This is a genomic window from Fluviicola taffensis DSM 16823 (genome assembly GCF_000194605.1).
Taxonomy (GTDB): domain Bacteria; phylum Bacteroidota; class Bacteroidia; order Flavobacteriales_D; family Crocinitomicaceae; genus Fluviicola; species Fluviicola taffensis.
Genome location: NC_015321.1, coordinates 3,417,480 through 3,436,428 on the forward strand (window position 1 = coordinate 3,417,480; position 18,949 = coordinate 3,436,428).

9 protein-coding genes are annotated in these 18,949 nt (G+C 33.3%); all 9 read left to right on the plus strand.

What is annotated here, in order from left to right:
• The 9 genes from FLUTA_RS14800 (at window position 1) to FLUTA_RS14840 (ending at window position 18,299) form a co-directional block, all read left to right on the plus strand.
• Window positions 1-645: a P-loop NTPase family protein gene (locus FLUTA_RS14800; protein ID WP_013687701.1), complete on the plus strand. Its 645-nt coding sequence runs from the start codon at window positions 1-3 to the stop codon at window positions 643-645.
• Window positions 646-744: 99 nt separating this feature from the next.
• Window positions 745-1,740: a type IV toxin-antitoxin system AbiEi family antitoxin gene (locus tag FLUTA_RS14805; RefSeq protein WP_013687702.1), complete on the plus strand. Its 996-nt coding sequence runs from the start codon at window positions 745-747 to the stop codon at window positions 1,738-1,740.
• Window positions 1,718-2,563 carry a nucleotidyl transferase AbiEii/AbiGii toxin family protein gene (locus tag FLUTA_RS14810; protein ID WP_013687703.1) on the plus strand — a complete coding sequence of 282 codons (846 nt, stop codon included), beginning with the start codon at window positions 1,718-1,720 and terminating at the stop codon, window positions 2,561-2,563. Before FLUTA_RS14805 ends, FLUTA_RS14810 begins: the two co-directional genes overlap by 23 nt.
• Before the next feature lie 7 nt (window positions 2,564-2,570).
• Window positions 2,571-4,586, plus strand: coding sequence for a methylation-associated defense system DNA methyltransferase MAD2 (gene mads2 / locus FLUTA_RS14815; protein WP_013687704.1), 2,016 nt, complete (start codon window positions 2,571-2,573; stop codon window positions 4,584-4,586).
• Window positions 4,587-4,588: 2 nt separating this feature from the next.
• Window positions 4,589-5,962: a methylation-associated defense system restriction endonuclease subunit S MAD5 gene (gene mads5 / locus FLUTA_RS14820; protein WP_013687705.1), complete on the plus strand. Its 1,374-nt coding sequence runs from the start codon at window positions 4,589-4,591 to the stop codon at window positions 5,960-5,962.
• A complete protein-coding gene (gene mads6, locus FLUTA_RS21755) occupies window positions 5,950-10,419 on the plus strand; it encodes a methylation-associated defense system protein kinase MAD6 (RefSeq protein WP_013687706.1) in 4,470 nt (1,489 codons plus the stop codon). The genes mads5 and mads6 overlap by 13 nt, the downstream gene beginning before the upstream one ends.
• Complete coding sequence (gene mads7 / locus FLUTA_RS14830) at window positions 10,419-11,978, plus strand: methylation-associated defense system protein MAD7 (RefSeq protein WP_013687707.1); 1,560 nt, start codon at window positions 10,419-10,421, stop codon at window positions 11,976-11,978. Before mads6 ends, mads7 begins: the two co-directional genes overlap by 1 nt.
• Window positions 11,979-11,982: 4 nt before the next feature.
• A complete protein-coding gene (mads8, locus tag FLUTA_RS21680) occupies window positions 11,983-17,598 on the plus strand; it encodes a methylation-associated defense system ATP-binding protein MAD8 (RefSeq protein ID WP_013687708.1) in 5,616 nt (1,871 codons plus the stop codon).
• Window positions 17,595-18,299 (plus strand): PP2C family protein-serine/threonine phosphatase, encoded by a 705-nt coding sequence (locus tag FLUTA_RS14840; protein ID WP_013687709.1) that lies wholly within the window; start codon window positions 17,595-17,597, stop codon window positions 18,297-18,299. The genes mads8 and FLUTA_RS14840 overlap by 4 nt, the downstream gene beginning before the upstream one ends.
• Window positions 18,300-18,949 lie beyond the last annotated feature (650 nt).

Consider the following 18,949-nt stretch of genomic DNA (forward strand, 5'->3'; position numbering starts at 1 on the left):
ATGAAACAACCACAACGCCCACAAGAATTGCCATACGATTTAGTGAACAATTTCCGTCACTATGATTTTAATCGTTCACTGCTTTGGATCCAATATTTCGGAAAGCTTCAGTATGGCTCCAATTTTGAAATCTTTCACCAGGACAAAGAGACTTTATACAAGCTACTGATTTACACTATTCGTGATGAAGAGAATTGCAAAAAATACAATTTAGACTTGAACAAAGGTTTGATGCTGACTGGTCCAATTGGTTGCGGTAAAACCTCCCTCATGAACATCATGCGAAAGTTTGCTTACATGGAAACCATGTACAACATTGTTTCAACAAGAGACATTGCTGCAGCCTACAACCAAGAAGGCTATCCAATTATTCACAAGTATGGTAAGACAAATAAAATCTTCTGCTTCGATGATCTGGGAGTTGAACGCAGCATGAAACACTTCGGAAACGATTGTAACACCATGGCAGAAATCCTTCTTTCACGTTATGATTTCATGACCCAACTTGGAACCATTACGCATGCAACAACGAACCTAAATGCAAAAGAATTGGAGGATGCTTATGGGAATCGGGTACGGTCGAGGTTGAGGAGTATGTTTAATCTTGTTTTTTTTGCAGAATCATCCTTTGACAAGCGAAAGTAGATCTTACCTATTTTTTGATCATTTATATTGCTCATTATATTTTGTTCATTATATTTGACTGTTCAGTGACAATGAACACTAATAAATATTGAACGATCAATGTACAGGAACAACGATTATATCTATGATGCAGTATCAAAATTGGAAAGTCTCACCGACTTTAAAATTGAGATAGAGAGCAAAAGAAATGATTATGACGCAGTGCTCACAATAAATGATCATCGCTTCAAAGTGATTGCTCAATCCAATGTTCGTAACTCAAATAAAGGAATTGTTCTTTCTAGAATGATCGATTTTCCAATCAATGATCGCAAAACAATCATTTTCATAGCTGATTACATTTCAAAGGACGCAGCGCAAGAATTACGTATTAATGGAATAAATTACATTGATACTTCTGGAAATACCAACATACGAAATGGAAATCTATATGTTTTTATAGAAGGCCAGAAAGCTACACAAAAAGAAAAAAACAACCAAACGAGGGCTTTTCAAGAAGCAGGAGTGAAACTTTTATTCTTTCTGCTCTCCGAGCCTCGAAATTTGCAGCTGTCTTATAGAGAAATAGCTGAGAACACAAAAATATCTATCGGGTCAGTTAGTAACATCATGTCAGAACTAGAGGACATGCATTTCTTGCTTAAAACAAAGAAAAAAAGATTGCTGAAAAATCAAAATGAGCTTTTAGAAAGATGGATAGTTGCATATAATGACATATTAAAGCCTAGGATTTTTAGAAAAAAAATGAGATTTATTTCAAAACATAATTTTAAAGATGCTTCAATACTCAACATGACCGATCCATGTGTATGGGGCGGAGAACCAGGAGCATCAATAATTACTAATTATCTAAGACCTGAAAAATTTACACTTTACACAAATAACGAATTGGCTGATTTGTCTAGAACCCTTGAAATGATTCCTGATTTAGAAGGCAATGTGGATATCTATCAAATATTCTGGAATCAAAAGGCTAAAACAGACATTACAGCTCCTCCATTAATTATTTATGCTGATCTAATGACAAGCGGGTATGAACGAAATATTGAAACAGCTAAAATGATCTTTGAAAATGAATTACAGCATATCAAGTGATCAACTGACCCATCCTCTACTTAAACCTATATTTCAAGAGGTAAATCAGTATTTTAATAATACAGGTATACAATTCTTTGTTATTGGTGCAGCTGCAAGAGATATATACATGCAATTATTTGATCGTGAATCAAAAGCACGACTGACTTATGATTTGGATTTGGCAGTTGCAATAAATGATTGGAATCAGTTTGAAATTGTGGAGAAAGGATTGTTAAGCCTGGGTTCTTTTAAAAAAGATCCAGATAATAAGCAAAGGTTTATTTATAAAGATCAATTTAGTTTAGATATTGTTCCCTTTGGTTCCATAATGAATCATGACTCGAAAATATCTTGGCCTCCAGATGATAGTATAGAAATGTCTGTAGTGGGTTTTTCAGAAGTTGAAGAAGCAACTATAAAAGTTGAACTTGACAATGAAATTAGCATCAAAATAGCAACAATTGATGGTGTTTTCTATTTAAAGATAATAGCATGGGCAGACCGTAATTTATCGGGAAATCGCGATGCCGAAGATATTGGTTTTATCATGAAGAAATATCTGGATTTACATGAGTCTCGTGCATCTCAGTACTATCATGAAGTTTATGCCGAACCTTTTTCAAGAATAACCGGTGGTTCAGTATTATTGGCAAAAGACATAGCAAATCTTATAAATGGAAATTTAACTGCAAAATCAAAATTCGTCAACATAATTAGCAGTCAATTAGAACTTGAAGAAGATAGCAAATTAATCAACCAAATATTAGAAACTCATAGTGAATTAAAATACGATGAAGTGCACACCTCACTTCAAAACCTAATCAAAGAACTTGAAAAATAAAAATACTATGTCAGAGGAAATCGAAGTACAGGATGAAATAATATTGGAGGACAACCAGTTAGTTTGTATTCTGACCAATGAAGTAAAAAAAGTGTCTGCGCTCGAATCAAACCTTCAATCGATCATCAGAATGTTGAACGAAGAATACGGGTATGATCTTGAAGATATGGAACGTGATTTTAAAATTGATTTTATTGATCCAGACACAAACAAACCGAAGAAGCAGAAAGTTGAATTAGTTGTGTTTGAAAAAAGTAAATCACACATCCAAGATAATATTATCAGGATCTGTATAGTTCAAGACGATAAAATCAAAGATACAGATAAGAAAAAGGGAATTGCTCCGACATTAGAAAATGCAATGGGCGCAGTTGCAAGTTGTGAATTTGGACTTTGGGCAAATGGATCAAGCTATCATTTTCTTCAAAAAGAAGAAGATGCTTTAGGCTACGATGTTGAATTCACCGATCTTTCGGACTTTCCTGGTGAAGGTGAAACCTTAGAGGACATCGATCGTGCAGATCGTTCAAGCAGTAGGAAACCTGCTAATGACTCACTTATTAAAGTCTTCAAGCGCTCGCATGATTACATCTATGGAAACGAGGGGCGTAAAAAAGATGCGTTTTGGCAATTACTAAACCTCATCTTTTGTAAATTATACGATGAAAAGCGTCGTTTTATTTGCGCAGAAAAGGGAGAGAGTTATAGAAGAAAGTTCTGGGTTGGTGTTAAAGAACAAAACACAGAGGAAGGCAGAAAAGCAGTTGCAAAAAGAATAAAAGGATTATTTGACGAATTAAAAAATGATCAGGTTTTTTCAGAAGTTTTTGATGGTAATGAATCGATTGCATTAACTGACAAAGGACTTGCATTTATTGCAGGAGAACTAGCCAAATATTCATTCCTTGACGCGTCTATTGATGTTAAAGGAATGGCTTATGAAACAATTGTTAGTAATACATTAAAACAAGAAGCTGGTCAATTTTTCACACCAAGAAATATTGTTAAAGCAATGGTTGAAATGTTAGACCCAACAGAAACTGACCGTGTTCTGGATCCAGCATGTGGCTCAGGGGGATTCCTTGTTATGGTATTGGATCATGTTAGAAAAAAAATAACGGAACAGATGTTTCCTGATCTTGATGGCCCTTTACTTGCAGAAAAATACAATACATATGAAGTAAATGAAAAAGTCCGTGAATATGCCGAAAACAACATATTTGGTTTTGATTTTGACCCAGACTTAAAGAAGGCGGCTCGCATGAACATGGTGATGGCTGGTGATGGTCATGCCAATATTTTTCATGTCAATTCATTAGCTTATCCAAATTGGGAGCATCCGGCAGAAATTGAAAAAATAAATATGTCGATTAATAATAGCCTAAGGAATATGAAGGATGATCTATCTTATGGCTCTGATGCAAGGGGTAAATTCGATGTGATTTTTACCAATCCACCCTTTGGAGCAAAAGTGAAAGTTGAACAAGAAATAGCATCACGCTATTTTCTATCAAAATATAGCGATGCACCTGAAGTATTATTTATTGAAGCATGTTATGATTTTCTAAAGGAAGGTGGTAAAATGGCTATTGTATTACCTGATGGCATATTAGGAAATCCAAACACCATTCATGTTCGTGAATGGATCCTTGAAAAATTTAAAATCCTTGCCTCCATAGATTTGGCAGTAGAGGCCTTTTTACCCCAAGTTGGTGTTCAAGCCTCGTTATTATTTCTACAAAAAAAATCTGAGTTGGAAAGAAATTTAGCTCTAGATGGTGATGATGATTATAATGTTTTTATGGCTATTGCCGAAAAGTTAGGTAAAGATCGTCGGGGCAATCCAATCTATTTACGTGATGAAGATGGCGCTGAATTGCTTTTTGATATAGAAACCAAATATATTATTCGCAAAAAAGATGGCGCGAATGAAGTTAAAATTCGAAAGGAAAAGTTGAAACAACTTGATGATGATCTGCCGATCATTGCTCAAGAGTATATCAATTTTTTAAAAGAAAATTGATTATGAAAAAAGCAATTGTTTCTAGTAACACAATTAACTCTAATTCAGGAATTTTAAAGCCGAATTTTCATTTGAATTATGGAAAAAAAAGAATTGGAGCAGCACAAAAAAATGGTTGTCCATTTTTACCTTTAGGAGAAGTAACTAAAAAAGTATTTACTGGGGGTATTTTTAAACGAATTTTCATTTCTAATCCAGAGTACGGAATTCCTTATATTTCTGCTCAACATATGATGAATTTAAATCCATTGGATGTTTCGAAAATAATTTCAAAAAAATACACGCCTCGTCAGGAAGATATGACCCTAAGACATAACCAAATACTTTTAAGTTGCGCAGGAACGGTAGGTAATGTTAGATTGATAGGAAATGAACTAGATGGAATCATTGGATCTCAAGATATTATAAGAATAATCGCTGATAACTCGAAAATGTTATATGGTTATTTATTTGCATATCTTTCAACACCGACAGCCTATAATTATATTCAATCTTATATATATGGTTCTGTTGTCCCAAGAATTGAACCCAATACAATTTCAAAATTACCAGTCCCTATCATTTCACGAGAAAAACAAGTAAAAATCCATGAATTAATTAAAGAGGCAAGTCATCTGAGAACAGAGGCAAATAACACATTCAGCAAATTAATTAATGAAATAAATACTTTACTTGAAATAGAAATTGAGAGAAAAAATATAAAATATTCTTTTAGAAAAATTCGTGATATTAAAATGTTTGAAAAGCGTTTAGATGCATCATATAATTGTGGACCAGGTAGAAGAATTTATGATGTTATTTCTAAACAAGATCATATCACACTAAAGGATATTTCAGAAATTTTTCATCCAATGCTTTTTGGTAAGAAGCAATTAAAAGGTTCTGAAAATGGGAATTTTCTTTTTAAGAGTTCATCTATGATGAAAATGAAACCTGAAACTGACTTTGTATTATCATTACGTAAGGTGGATCTATATTCTAAACTTCAAGTCAAAGAAGGTTGGAGTTTAATCTCTAGAACAGGGACAGTTGGAAATGTTGTTAGAATTAATAAAACACTAGCCGACATCTATATCGATGACCATATGATTAGGGTAAAACCAAATGAAAATTATTCAGGTTTAATTTTCATTTATCTTAAATCATTTTATGGCCAAAAATTGATCGAATTTCAAAAATATGGTTCTGTTCAAGAAGTTATAAACAGTGACTACATTGAAAGAATTCCTATACCAAAATTTCTTCTTGAAGAAAAATTAATAATGAGATTCAATAAAGAAGTTAAAGAAGCAAGTTCAAAAATTGATAAAGCGGCTTTAAACGAATTTAATTCAAATGAACTCATTGAAAAAGAAATTGAATCATGGCAAAAATAACTAAACCTCCCTACTTTGAATCGGTAGTAAACACCGGTGAAAAACGCTTACTTGATTTCTTGGAAATCAATTTACCAGACAACTATTACTTAATCCCGAATGTTGAGATCGCTTCTACTAATCCAAGGAACAATAGAACCCAATATTGGGAGTACGACCTAATAGTTGTAGCGCCACATGGAATTTATAACATTGAAAATAAGGACTGGAAAGGACGAATTGAAGGTGATGACAATTATTGGTACCTAAATGATCGTCAAAAAGCCAATCCGCTTAAAACTGGACGTCAAAAGACCTCGATTTTGGCTTCAAAATTAAAAGAAACCAATCCCAGCTGGGGCAAATCATGGATTCAAAACATGGTCACTCTTTCCTTCCCTAATACATCTCTTCCAATATTTTATCAGGAAGCTGGAAAGTTGACCTTTCAATTAAACAATAAATTAATCGAGTTTATTACAAATCCAGATTCTATTGGAAAAGAACCAAATGACATTCAAGAATTAGCGGATCAAATCGTTCAATTTTTAATTGGTAATCAAAGTAAGAAATCACCTGGAGAAAAACGAGAAGTTGAAGGTTACGAGATTCTTGAAGTATTACAACAGGAACCTAATTTCACGGAATATTTAGTTAAGCCAAAGGGAGTAACTTCTTCCATTCAAAAGAGAGTTAAAGAGTTTTCTTTGCAAGTAGCTGGGCTCTCATCAGAAGAATTGCGCCGTAGAGAAGATTCTATTAAAAACCAGTATAGCGCTCTTCAAAAAATAAAAGCTAAACCATTTATTTTAAACGTTGAGTTTAAAATTGATGAGGAAAATCATTTGTTTTATGAAATTTCAGATTTTTTAGATGAAAACTCATTGAGAGCTGAAGCAAGGTCAAAAACATTCACATTTCAAGAAAAGATTAACATCATTAAAAATATTACTGCAGCTTTAAAAGAGGCGCATAAAGAAAATATTTATCATCGAGATATTAATCCCGATAATGTATACATGAGTGCCGGTTATGCTTATTTGGGAAATTTCGGCAAATCCTATTTTACTGATCATAATGATCAAGGCTACACAGTAATGGCCACAATCAATGAGCAAAATGCAACTGCATATCACCCCTTGGAATTAACTGTTGGTGATGCCTCCAGAGCTTCTGATTTGTATTCACTTGGAATTCTCATTTATTGGCTTTTTGTTGGTGAAGAACCAATCAAATCACCCTATGAATTAGATCGAATTGGAGGGCAGCTTCCAACTGATAGATTGCCAACTTCAAAAAACCATGCCTTACCAAAATGGATTGATGAGATCTGTTTGAAAACAATACTTACGGATGACTCTAAAAGATTAGATTCAATTGATGAATTAGAATTATTGATTAAAAATTCAATTGAGGGTGTAAAAACTGAGCAAGATAATTTACCGAAAATTGACACTTCACAGCCTTATGTCAATTCGTATGATTTAAAGGAGGGAGATAGAATCAGCGCTTATGTTATTCATCAAGTGTTAGGAAAAGGGGGCTATTCACGTGTTTTTAAGGTCAAGCATAGTATTCAAGACAAATATTTTACACTGAAACTTTTCCATGAGAGCGTTAATATAAAATCAGTAACCGATGAGTATAACGCTTTGAAGGATTTGAATCACAAGAATATTGTGAAGTTCGTTTGGAATGACATGGCTCCTACTGGTCAGTTTTTTACTGTAATGGAATACTTGGAAGGGGAAAACCTTAGTACATATACTAACACTGATGCAAGACTTCCAATTCATAGAGTATACCAATTGGCTCATGATATTTTAAGTGCTCTTGTTTCAATGCAAAGTTTACCTAAGGCAATTATCCATCGCGATCTTAAACCTCAAAACATCGTTTGGGATAACCAGGAGCGTTTCGTATTAATAGATTTTAATGTTGCATCCTTCGTTGATGACAACAAAGACTTTGTTGGTACAAATCCATATTTAGCACCAGATTTGATTGCGGATGGAATGAAAGTGAATTGGAATACTTCAGCAGATACATTTGCATTGGGTATTACTCTATATGAATTAGTCTGTAAAAAATACCCATGGTTTCCACAGAAATATCCAATGATGAGCACTCAGCCCATCTCTCCGAATCAATTCAATGATAAAATTTCGGATGCTTTTAATGATTTCCTTGCTAAATCTATTAGAACAAATACAAATGATCGATTTACAAATGCACAACAAATGCTTGAAGCACTTGAATTGATCGGTGAAGAAAATTTATTGAAAGAAAAAGTCGAAGAATCTGGACCAATTATTAAAGAAAATCATCTCTACCACATTCAGTTATTTATACATCAACCGAATTTAAGAATAACCTTGATAGATGGTATGACCAAATATTTTGACTTAAAAAACACTTTACTATCCACTTTCGACAAGTTCAAAAACAAGCTCAATGGTTATAGAACAAGCATTTCATTGAACGACAAAATTGAGTTGACTCTATTAGTCGACAACCAGACTATTATAAAAGAACCGTTTTGGCAAGGTGGCGCTAGGAATTTCAATGATGGAAATATTAATAAACTATATGACCAATTGATTAATGTTTTCGAGGAACATCATGATAAACTTGCACAATTCAAGGTAGATGTCGAAGGATTAGATTTTGTCGAATACATTAATTCACTATACAGTCAATCAAAAAAAGGGAATTTCGGGACACGAGCATCGATTTCTTCAAATGAGTTCGATGACTTAACGTATACTCCTTCAAAATTAGACCGAAAATTAATCCCGGATATTCTAGACGGTAGATATAAACTATTGATTATTACTGGGAATGCGGGAGACGGGAAAACGGCTTTTATTCGAAAAATAGAAACAGATCCGAGCATTAGGGAATTAATAAACTTTGAACATAAAAATGGAGCGAAATTCAAAATAGGTGACGTTCTGTTTGAAAGTAATTATGATGGTTCACAAGATGAAGATGAAAAAGCAAATAATGAAGTCCTTGAACAATTTTTTAAACCATTTGAAAACTTATCAAGATACTCTGATGCATCTGAAGGCAGAATAATTGCGATTAATGAAGGTCGCCTAGTCGAGTTCTTAAAGACATCTTCCAAGCATAAATCACTTCATGATTCAATAGAGAATTATTTTTACAATGAAGGCCATCATCCGCTTCCAGATGGAATGATGATCATTAACTTAAATTTAAGATCTGTTACATCATCTAATCAAGAAGAATCAAGCCTTTTTAGACAACAAATAAAAGCTCTTACAAACAAATCTCTATGGAACAAATGTGATAGTTGTAAATTGTCATCAAACTGTTTCATTAAATATAATGTTGATTCATTTAATGATTCTTCTTCAGGTGATGAAGTGATAACGAGAATGGAATGGCTGTTGAGAACAGCAAATCTTAAACGTGAACTTCACATCACAATGCGTGATTTGAGATCATTCATTGCTTTTGTTCTTACACGTGATAACCATTGCGAAAATATTAGCTCATTAATTGAATCCAATAAATTAAATCCTGAACAATATTGGCAGTATTATTACTTCAATATTACGAACCCTTCAACTCAAGATACAGGGAATCAAGACAGGTTGATTAAGTTGTTAAGGGAAACTGATATTGGAGAAGTTTCAATTCCTGAATCAGACAGAGATTTATTTTTTGGTCAGCATACACAAAAAAATTTCATGGAATTCTCAAATCGTGAATCAGACCTGCTTCATGAATTCAACAACAACAAGATTTGGGTTCCAGTCCACGAACAAAATGAACTAATTGTAAAACGTGTAAAAGTCATTCAAAAAACATTCATTAGACATCAATATTTTGAAGGTAAGTCTGAAATGATTCAATCCGATATTCCAACTTCCACGGAAAACGATCAATCTGGTCTTACTCCTTCTTTTTTAAAAAGACTCCCATACCATTCCGTTTACAGATTTGTTGATGTTTTAAAACAGGGAGATAAGGGTGATTTAACGAAATCAAGTATTTCAAGAGCAATTTCGTTGAATGAGGGATGTGATAATCCTGGTATCGATCAAAAATACCTAGTACTCTCATCGAGTGAAATAATTGATCCAATTAGTAAATCATTCAGATTGTTTGATTTGACTTCATTTGAGTTATTTGTAAATCGAACAGATCATTTAGTAAAATATCTCGAATATGAACCTGATAGTTTGACGTTCAGACATAAAGAAGAGAAACATATCAAATTAACAATCAGCTTGGATTTATATGAAATGCTCTATTTCATACAACGTGGATTTACACCATCCTTAAATGATCTAAGAGGTCGTTTTATTGAATTGTTAATATTCAAAAATTTACTTGAAAATCTTTATTATTCAGAGGTTGTTGTAACTAAAGACAACTTTGAATTCTTTAGAATTTCAAAAAATGCAAATAACCATTTACGAATTGAACCAATGATCACTGAATAATGGCAATAAAATTAAATAGAGAGGAAAGTTTATTTCGCAATGAACTTATTTTCACAGCTGATGCGAAAGCGATTAATATTGACAACACATTAGTGAATTTATTCATGCTTCTGCAGTGGAATGGGCAACGTCCTTCACAAAGAGCAAGAGCGGGTGGAAATACTTTCATTGAATTATCGAATCTGATCAAGGCTTTCCAAAAAGTGGAGGAAGATGGGCATGCAGAGGGATTTTCTGAATTCCCCGAAGCTGCCGAATATTGGCTAAGAAGTAACCTTGTTAACATGGTATTCAGGGGAAATGTCGAAAAGGAAAAAATATCATCCATGAGACCCATTCACCTTGAAAGTTATCGTGTAAGAAACGCATCCAATACTCGTGATTATAATACAGCTGATCAAGTATATTTAATGTTAGGCGCAAATCCAACAGTACGTGAAGAATTGAAAAGTTTTCTATTAGAAGGATGGGATTCAACAACAAATCAAATATCACCTGGAAATAAGCTTGATGTTGATAGTTTAGGTTTATTACATTTGATAAAAAATGTAAATCCAGGTTTCCTTCAAACTGGCAATTCATTAAATCAAATAAAACCTTTATTACTAAAACAAGCTGAACTCTTTTGTGATGATGTAAGGAGATTATTAGTTTATAAAAGATTGATTCCAAGAAATGTATTAATTGATTATTTAAAAACTATCACTTCCTTTCACCTTTCCTTGTATATCCAGAAACTTGTCTACTCACTTCCTAAAATGGTAAAAGAAGGCAATACGGAAGTTGATAGCGAATGGAATATTGTTGTTGATGCAACTGACAATTTTGAAAGTAAAGTGGCTGAAATCTCAGCATCTGATGCAGAAAACCTAACAAATCATATTTATGATTATATCAAAGCAACGTTTCAAATAAATGCTGCTTTGAGAAGATTGCATTTGGACAAAACAAATTCCGACAACATAGATAAAGCACTTGAAGCATTAAAACAACGTAACGCAAATTTTGAAATTTACTTTGAAACTCAATGGGATAATCTTTATAATCAATTAGACGAGGACGATAAGATTTTGATTGATGATATGGTTCGATATGAAGATAATTACTTCGACAAGTACATAGAACTTATTGTAAAAGCGCGCGGTTCGTACCAATATAGATACAACGTTCAGTTTATTGACAACCTTTCTCAGAAAAACACAGATCGCGGATTCATGGCTCAAGGAAGAAGTAAAAAGCATCCTAGAAGATTTGTTATGGGGACAAGGTTATTAGAAACGTTGGTTCAAATTTTAGTGTTAGAAGCTGAAAATGGTCAATTTCAAACAAAAAGTCTATCAATTGAAGAGCTGATCCAGCAAATTAGGGATAGGTATGGAATCATTATCAATGGTTTATCAGAGAATAGATTTAAAGATTCTGACCTCAGCACCCATTTAGCCTTTAAAGAAAATGTTGATGCATTCAAATTAAAACTGCGTCAAATCGGTTTTTATAACGATTTGAGTGATGCCTATATTCTTCAAAGAATTCGTCCACGCTATGAATTAAATAACTAATTGTATGATAAGTAAGTACTATCAAAGAGTAATTGAATTAATTCTTAATCTATATAAGGAAGATTTAAAAATTGCTATTCCGGGTCATTGTATGAAAATCACAGGGCTTGGATTTAATGAATTAGAATTTTTATGGTCTCGCGTAAAAACTGAGTTTCCTGAAATAAATGTATTTATCGTTTCCAATATTATAGATAATGAGAAGTGTATTTCGGCCTCTAAATTAATTGAATATCGAAACCAGGAATCTTCACCATTATTGATTTTGATTCCTTCAAATAGCAGAACTGCTGCGGAAGATTCCTATGGCAATGCAACATTCAAAGAAATTTCATTAGATGGAATTGAAGAAAGTTTAAAAAATGAATTGATCAAAAGTATTCCCCCGGAATATTCGCAGATTATCACAAATGACATTTTTGGACATCTCAGAAGCACGGGAATCAAAACTGTCCAAATAATTCAATATTTACTCAATTTAGAAGAGATTGGATATGAAGAGAACAACATTGGTAATTTACTTTATCATTTAAATTTAATTCCTGACAGTGCACTAACTATTGATTTGGATAAAATCAAATCAAGATTGAATTTCAATGTTGAAAGTTCACATTTATTAGCTTCTTTCAATAAGCCATTGTATGATCGTATCAGTGAATTACCACTAGAAGCACATACATTGCAAAAGGAAATAATTGACTTCTTAAAAGCAGAGAGTAATTCCAAGAGCGTAGAAGAAATTTGTTTTTCAATTTATAATGATTATCCCAATTTAAACTTTTCCAATTGGTCAATTCCAGACCTGAATTTTAAAGAATTTAAATTGTCAATTGAGGAAATAAAATCCAATGATTTTAAAGTAGAAGACGGTATAAAAGTTCTTCATTCCCGGGCAAATTCCAATTCAACCGTAAAAATAAAATTCAATACAAATCCACCACCCAACTCAACCAATGACCTTAAATATTTCAAGGTTATCCTAATGGCTGTGGATGGCTATGCTGGAGAGGAAATTTCAGTTCTTCGAAAATTGAAAAACTCAACTTCCTCCCGACCTTACAGAGAGGTTTCCGTTGATTTAAATTCAAATATTACTGAAGAAGGCTCTTACTTTTTTAAAGTCGTTGCAGAAGACGAACATGGAAATACACTGAATTTTGATGATGACTTTAAAGAATCAAAGATTCAATCGGCATGGGAATTAAACCGTGCAGACAACCCAGAGCTTTCTAAAAGTGAATTCCCTTATAAGCGAACTTCCGACACTGAAGATTTTTTCTTTGTACTTGATGAGGCAGTTGAAAGGGAAGAAAATCAACGTAAAGATAAACTTAACAATGTACTACAGGCATTTTTTAAATTCCGTATAGATAATTTAAAAGCCGGTAATTCTGTATCAATACCTAAACCTATTGAGGGTTCAAATATCTGGATCAATGATATTACAAAACATACTTCTACCTTTCATATTAGATATTCGGAAAAACACAATTATCAGATTAATTTATCCTCTAAACTTCGTTTAATAGAGAATGAATTTTTGAAACACAATAATCAATTTGGTTATGTAAAAGGTGTTCTGAAATCAAATTCTGCAGCAATCGGTTTTGAAAGCATAAAGTTCGTTGAAAGCAGTATAAATTCAATTGTTCCTGAGAAATTAATCGAAGCACGTGAAATTTTATTTTCTAAAATAATTTCTTCAAATGAAACCGACAATGGCGTAATCGAAACAGCTGATTTGTTTAACTTTTCAAGTGATGTCTTGTTGTATATTAGGCTTTTTGCAGATTGGATTGATAATTTGAATGAAAAATTATTGAGTAAGGACATTGATGCAGATGAAACATCAAAACTTCAACAGTTTCTGTCAGAGCTTCAATTTTTGGATTTAGCAAAAGTAAAAACTAAACTTCCAAACGGAGAGCGAGTAGATGCATTAATTCTCTCACCTCTTCATCCTTTACGTTTAATTTGGTCAATAAGTTTGTTAGACGTATTTGTAAATTGGGAATCCGAAACAAACGAATTTAGAGGTCATGTTGAAAATTGGACCAAATCTTTAGATGAAATGTTCGAAGGTAAATTATCAAACGAAAACAACCCATTGATAATTGTTGATCCAAATGAATATTCAAATTACCATTATGCAGGTGAATTATCTTTTGGATGGGGTATCTATCTTTTATCTGAAACGCAAGATGATAAACAACGATTCACATCAAATACACGCCATTTAAAGCAGTATTTTCGTCAGTTATTAAACATTTCCAAAGAAAACTATGTTGAAACTGAAATAAGTCAAAAACTGATTATTAAGCATCTAAAAAATTACGTTTATCAACATCCTTACACAGATTCACTAGTTATCAACCTTATTAATGCTGGTGATGCTTCGATTTTTTCTGATAGTTTAGTTGAACTTGAAAAGGAACAACAATTTAAAAATCTAAAATATGAAATTAGAATTTTTAAAGGGGAAGATAAAATAATCGAGCATGGTGAAGGATTTAAAAGATTATTGAATCCAGAATACAACATTACTGAAGAAGCAGAATCATTCTCCCAACCTTCAAAAAATAGACTTTTTCCTAAATTGCGATACTCAATCAATGAAATTGACGATTATCTTTCTGCACCAGCTCGATTTAATGCTCATTTAAGTTTTGTAGTAAGCCCATTTCCAGTAACAATTGAACTAATCAAACCATTCCAAAAACAAAGAAACTTCTTCCTGAATGGTTTAGTTTCAGAGGCTTCAATTTATGTTGAAGAAAATAATAATGAAATCAAGTGGAATCGTTTTCTAATTGGTAATGAATTAATCAAACACTATAGTGATTCAGGAGAATTAGGGATAAGAATCTTTAATGCAATACAGAGTTTTACAGGTGGAGCTTTAGCTTCAAAACCAACTGATTCAATACCATCTACACAATTGAGGCTTAACGATAAGGATAAAGTACTTTTGGCACACTTACATGATCATTCGGATTGGGTAGTAACCTTCGACAAGAATTTAGGGCCACAAATATATGATCAACCTTCAAAAGAAGGTAAAATTCCTTTCTTGTTAGATTATGTTCCGGGTGAAGAAGTAAATGGCATATCATCTTTTCTCACCACTCGTCCAACGTCAGAAGTTCTTGGTTTACTTGGTCCACATTTTTCTGATTTTGGATTAAACATTCATGATCCTAAGGATGAAAGAAGAATAAAAATATTATTAGAGGACCTTCGGGCGATAAGTAGCTCCTTAGTCTTACAATTGAATTCTACTAAAAATAAAGCGTTTGAAGTAATTGGATCTGCTTTTACAAAAAGAGTATTGGAAAAAAAGGGGTTACTTACTGATGCTTTTTTAATCCCAATAGATTTACATCAAGAACTATTTGAAAAATTACCTCTCAATAATAAAAGTAGGGCTGACAATCTTCTTGTTTCAATTGATCCGGACAAAAAATCAATTAAGATCACAGTTATCGAAATTAAATGTCGCAAATCGCTTGCAGATAGAGAGAATGAAGAACTTAAAATAAAAATGAAAGAACAAATTGAAAACACTATCGAAGCATTGCGTTATCATTTTGATTCAACATATCAATTTTCATTCGACAGGCTTGATCGCGAGATCAAAAATAAAGAATTAAGGTCATTGCTTACTTTTTATATTGAAAGGGCTTATCGATACAATTATTTAAGTGAAAATGCTTACGCTACCTACTTATCTTTCTTGCAAGAATTAGATCAAGGATTCAATTTAGACTTTAATAGAATAGGGCTCATTTACAACTTTTCAGCAAATAAAAAGCAAGTCAAGGAAATCTCCGGTGATGAAATAACATTCTTCACTTTCGGACATCGTCTTATAGAAGATATTTTAGATCCAGATTCTGATTTGAATACAAAAAGATTGGAAGATCAGGAAGAAGATATTGATCTTCTTGAGGCTCTTGGTGTCAAAAATCAACTTAAACCTTTTATTCAACAATTTGCAGAACTTACCTCCCCAAAGAGGGAATCGATTACGCCAATTGACTCAATTGTTTTTGAGAAGGAAAATTCTATTGCAGAAGAATTTGAGATTAATAATGATCAAAATATAGATTCTGAAATGGAAATCGTTAATCCAACTGAAAATAATCAAGGTAAACCAATTCGGTTGGGTAAAGTTGCAGGTTTATTAAATATGGGAATAACAACCCTTGTAAGCTTTCTAGATTCAAAAGGAATAAAGATTGATCCAAATCCAAATTCTAAATTAACAGGAACGCAATACGATCTATTAAAAAGCCAGTTTGCAAAACAAGAAGAAATTACAGAATCGGGAGTTGTAGAAAATGAAACGGAAGCTGTGATAGAAAATGTACCTGATAAGCCAATAGTCAGTAACAAAATCTTTGAAGCGCCAAATTTCGACATATTAATTGGTAAAACTTCGCCAAGTGAACAATACGGGATTTTAGGTGAAACAATACATGGAAAAAAGATCGCAATTGATCTTAGTGAAACAAATACAATTAGCTTATTCGGAGTTCAAGGGGGTGGAAAGAGTTATACAATTGGAACAATTTCCGAAATGGTTTTGAAGAATTTTGAAAAAGTAAATTTGCTTCCTTCTCCATTAGCTGGAGTAATTTTTCATTACAGTGAAAGTATGGATTATGAACCGGAATTTACTTCTATGATTTACCCCAATGATAAGGACGGTGAATTAAGAAAACTTAAAGAAAAGTATGGTGCTGATCCAAAAAATGTTGATGATGTAATAATCCTTACTCCAATGGATAAAATTGAAGAACGTCAGTCTGAATTCCCATCAATTAAGGTTCTTCCAATTGCATTTAATTCAAATGAACTAAACGTTCAAGATTGGATGTTTCTATTAGGCGCGATTGGTAATGATTCTGCCTACATAAAGCAATTAAAAGCTATTATGAAGGAGCAAAGAAGAAATTTATCTATCGATGGTATTTCACAAGGTGTAGAAGATTCAATTTTACTTTCTAATGGTCAAAAGGCTTTGGCTCGTCAAAAATTAAGTTTCGCAAGAGAATATATTGATGATAGCTTTGTTTTAAAGGATACGCTCAAACCAGGACGTTTAATTATTGTCGACCTAAGGGATGAATTTATTGTGAAGGAGGAAGCGTTAGGATTGTTCGTAATTATGCTGAATATATTTTCATCCGTAAAAGCTGTAGATGGAAATCATTTCAACAAATTTATAGTGTTTGACGAAGCACATAAATACATGGATAACAAGGATTTGACATCGACCATTGTTACTGCCATTAGGGAAATGAGACATAAAGGTGTAAGTATTATGATTGCAAGTCAAGACCCACCGAGTTTACCAAATGAAATCATTGAATTGAGCTCAATTGTGTTGTTGCATAAATTTAATAGTCCGCAGTGGCTAAAACATATTCAAAAATCAATTACACAATTAACACCACTTCAAGCGGCAGACATGAGTTCGTTAAATCCTGGTGAAGGATTTTTATGGTCAACAAAAGCAACTGACAAGTCTATTTCAAATGGTCCTATAAAAATTTCAACTAGACCTCGTGTAACTAAACATGGAGGAGCAACCATTCAAGCAACTGGCAAAAAATGAAAACAATAACATTTTCACATACCGGAAAAAGACAAACTAATCAAGATTCAATCTTAATTAGCACTCTATCATCTGAAAAATATTTGTTGATAGTGGCTGATGGGATGGGTGGTTATTCTAATGGTGATATTGCGGCAAAATTGACTAATGATGTTATTCTGTCAGTACTTGATGGAATGAATGAAATCAATTATGATGGTATACAATTAGCAATTGATAATTCAAATGTTCTCCTTAGGGAGAAAATTGAAGCAATTCAATCAAAAATGGGCGCCACAGTCGGTGGTATCATTTTATCCAAACAAAATGCATTGTGCTTTTGGGTTGGGGATGTTCAAATTTTTCATTTCAGAAATAACAAACTGAAATTTGAATCCAAATCGCATACATTAATTAATGAAATGAAATCCACCTCAATAATTAATGATCCTGATAAAATAGTGAAATACAAACATATTGTTACCAGATCAATCAATGGAGACATAACCAATTCAACAGCAGACTTCCATTTAATTGAGGATCTTCAAAAAGAGGATCTATTAATTATTTGCTCGGATGGGGTTCATGACATTTTTTCTCCAATTCAAATCCAACAAATTTTAAATACATCAGATAACAATCAAGAAGCGATGTCTAGGATTGAAAAAAGACTTCATAACGAGGCATCAGATAATTTCTCTTTGATTTTAATTGAGGTGTAAATGGGTTTGTTTCAAAACAAAAGAGAAGCAAAACGGGCGTCTTGCTTCTCTTTTAATCAACCTAACCTAACCACCTAAATCGGGTTAAAGATACAAAAGAATCACAATAGTTCATATCACAATAGTCGCAAAGTATAATAATTTCGTTTTTCAGGCTGCCTAATCCGCTTTCTACTCCAAGTTGGCAAATGGTTTATGGCACATTGCTTGAAGTTAAATTATGAGCTTCCAAGGTCGCTATTTTTAGCTTGCAATTGAGCCAAACCATTCACCAAGCTTTCCGTTTCCAGTGGGGCAGGATGGGTTCTGGCTTCGGCCTAACATTCCTCCAAAACCCAACGACCAGGTAAAGCGGTCTTCCTCCTTGTCTTCACAGCTTCAGAAAAACATCCCGAATAAAGCCTAATACAAGCGGGTCCGTTGGCTGAGCCTGTCGAAGCCCGGGCTTTTCGGGACCGTTCCATTCCGTGCTTCCAAAATTCCAGCATGCGGGTTTCCACTTGTTTTCTTTGCCTGTTCTTCCAGCGTCGTCAGTCGCAGCTCTCTGACACCCCAAACCCCTAATAATGTGTTCAGGGAAGCTAGTCCCGTCACTCCCTTCACTTGAGTTAGTTGGGGTGTCGCCGCTGCTTGTGTTGATGCTCGCCTGC

Coding starts and splice junctions, on each gene's coding strand:
- FLUTA_RS14810 (WP_013687703.1), top strand. CDS start 1,718: ATGAATTACAGCATATCAAGTGATCAACTGACCCATCCTCTACTTAAA.
- mads7 (WP_013687707.1), top strand. CDS start 10,419: ATGGCAATAAAATTAAATAGAGAGGAAAGTTTATTTCGCAATGAACTT.
- FLUTA_RS14800 (WP_013687701.1), top strand. CDS start 1: ATGAAACAACCACAACGCCCACAAGAATTGCCATACGATTTAGTGAAC.
- mads8 (WP_013687708.1), top strand. CDS start 11,983: ATGATAAGTAAGTACTATCAAAGAGTAATTGAATTAATTCTTAATCTA.
- mads6 (WP_013687706.1), top strand. CDS start 5,950: ATGGCAAAAATAACTAAACCTCCCTACTTTGAATCGGTAGTAAACACC.
- FLUTA_RS14840 (WP_013687709.1), top strand. CDS start 17,595: ATGAAAACAATAACATTTTCACATACCGGAAAAAGACAAACTAATCAA.
- mads2 (WP_013687704.1), top strand. CDS start 2,571: ATGTCAGAGGAAATCGAAGTACAGGATGAAATAATATTGGAGGACAAC.
- FLUTA_RS14805 (WP_013687702.1), top strand. CDS start 745: ATGTACAGGAACAACGATTATATCTATGATGCAGTATCAAAATTGGAA.
- mads5 (WP_013687705.1), top strand. CDS start 4,589: ATGAAAAAAGCAATTGTTTCTAGTAACACAATTAACTCTAATTCAGGA.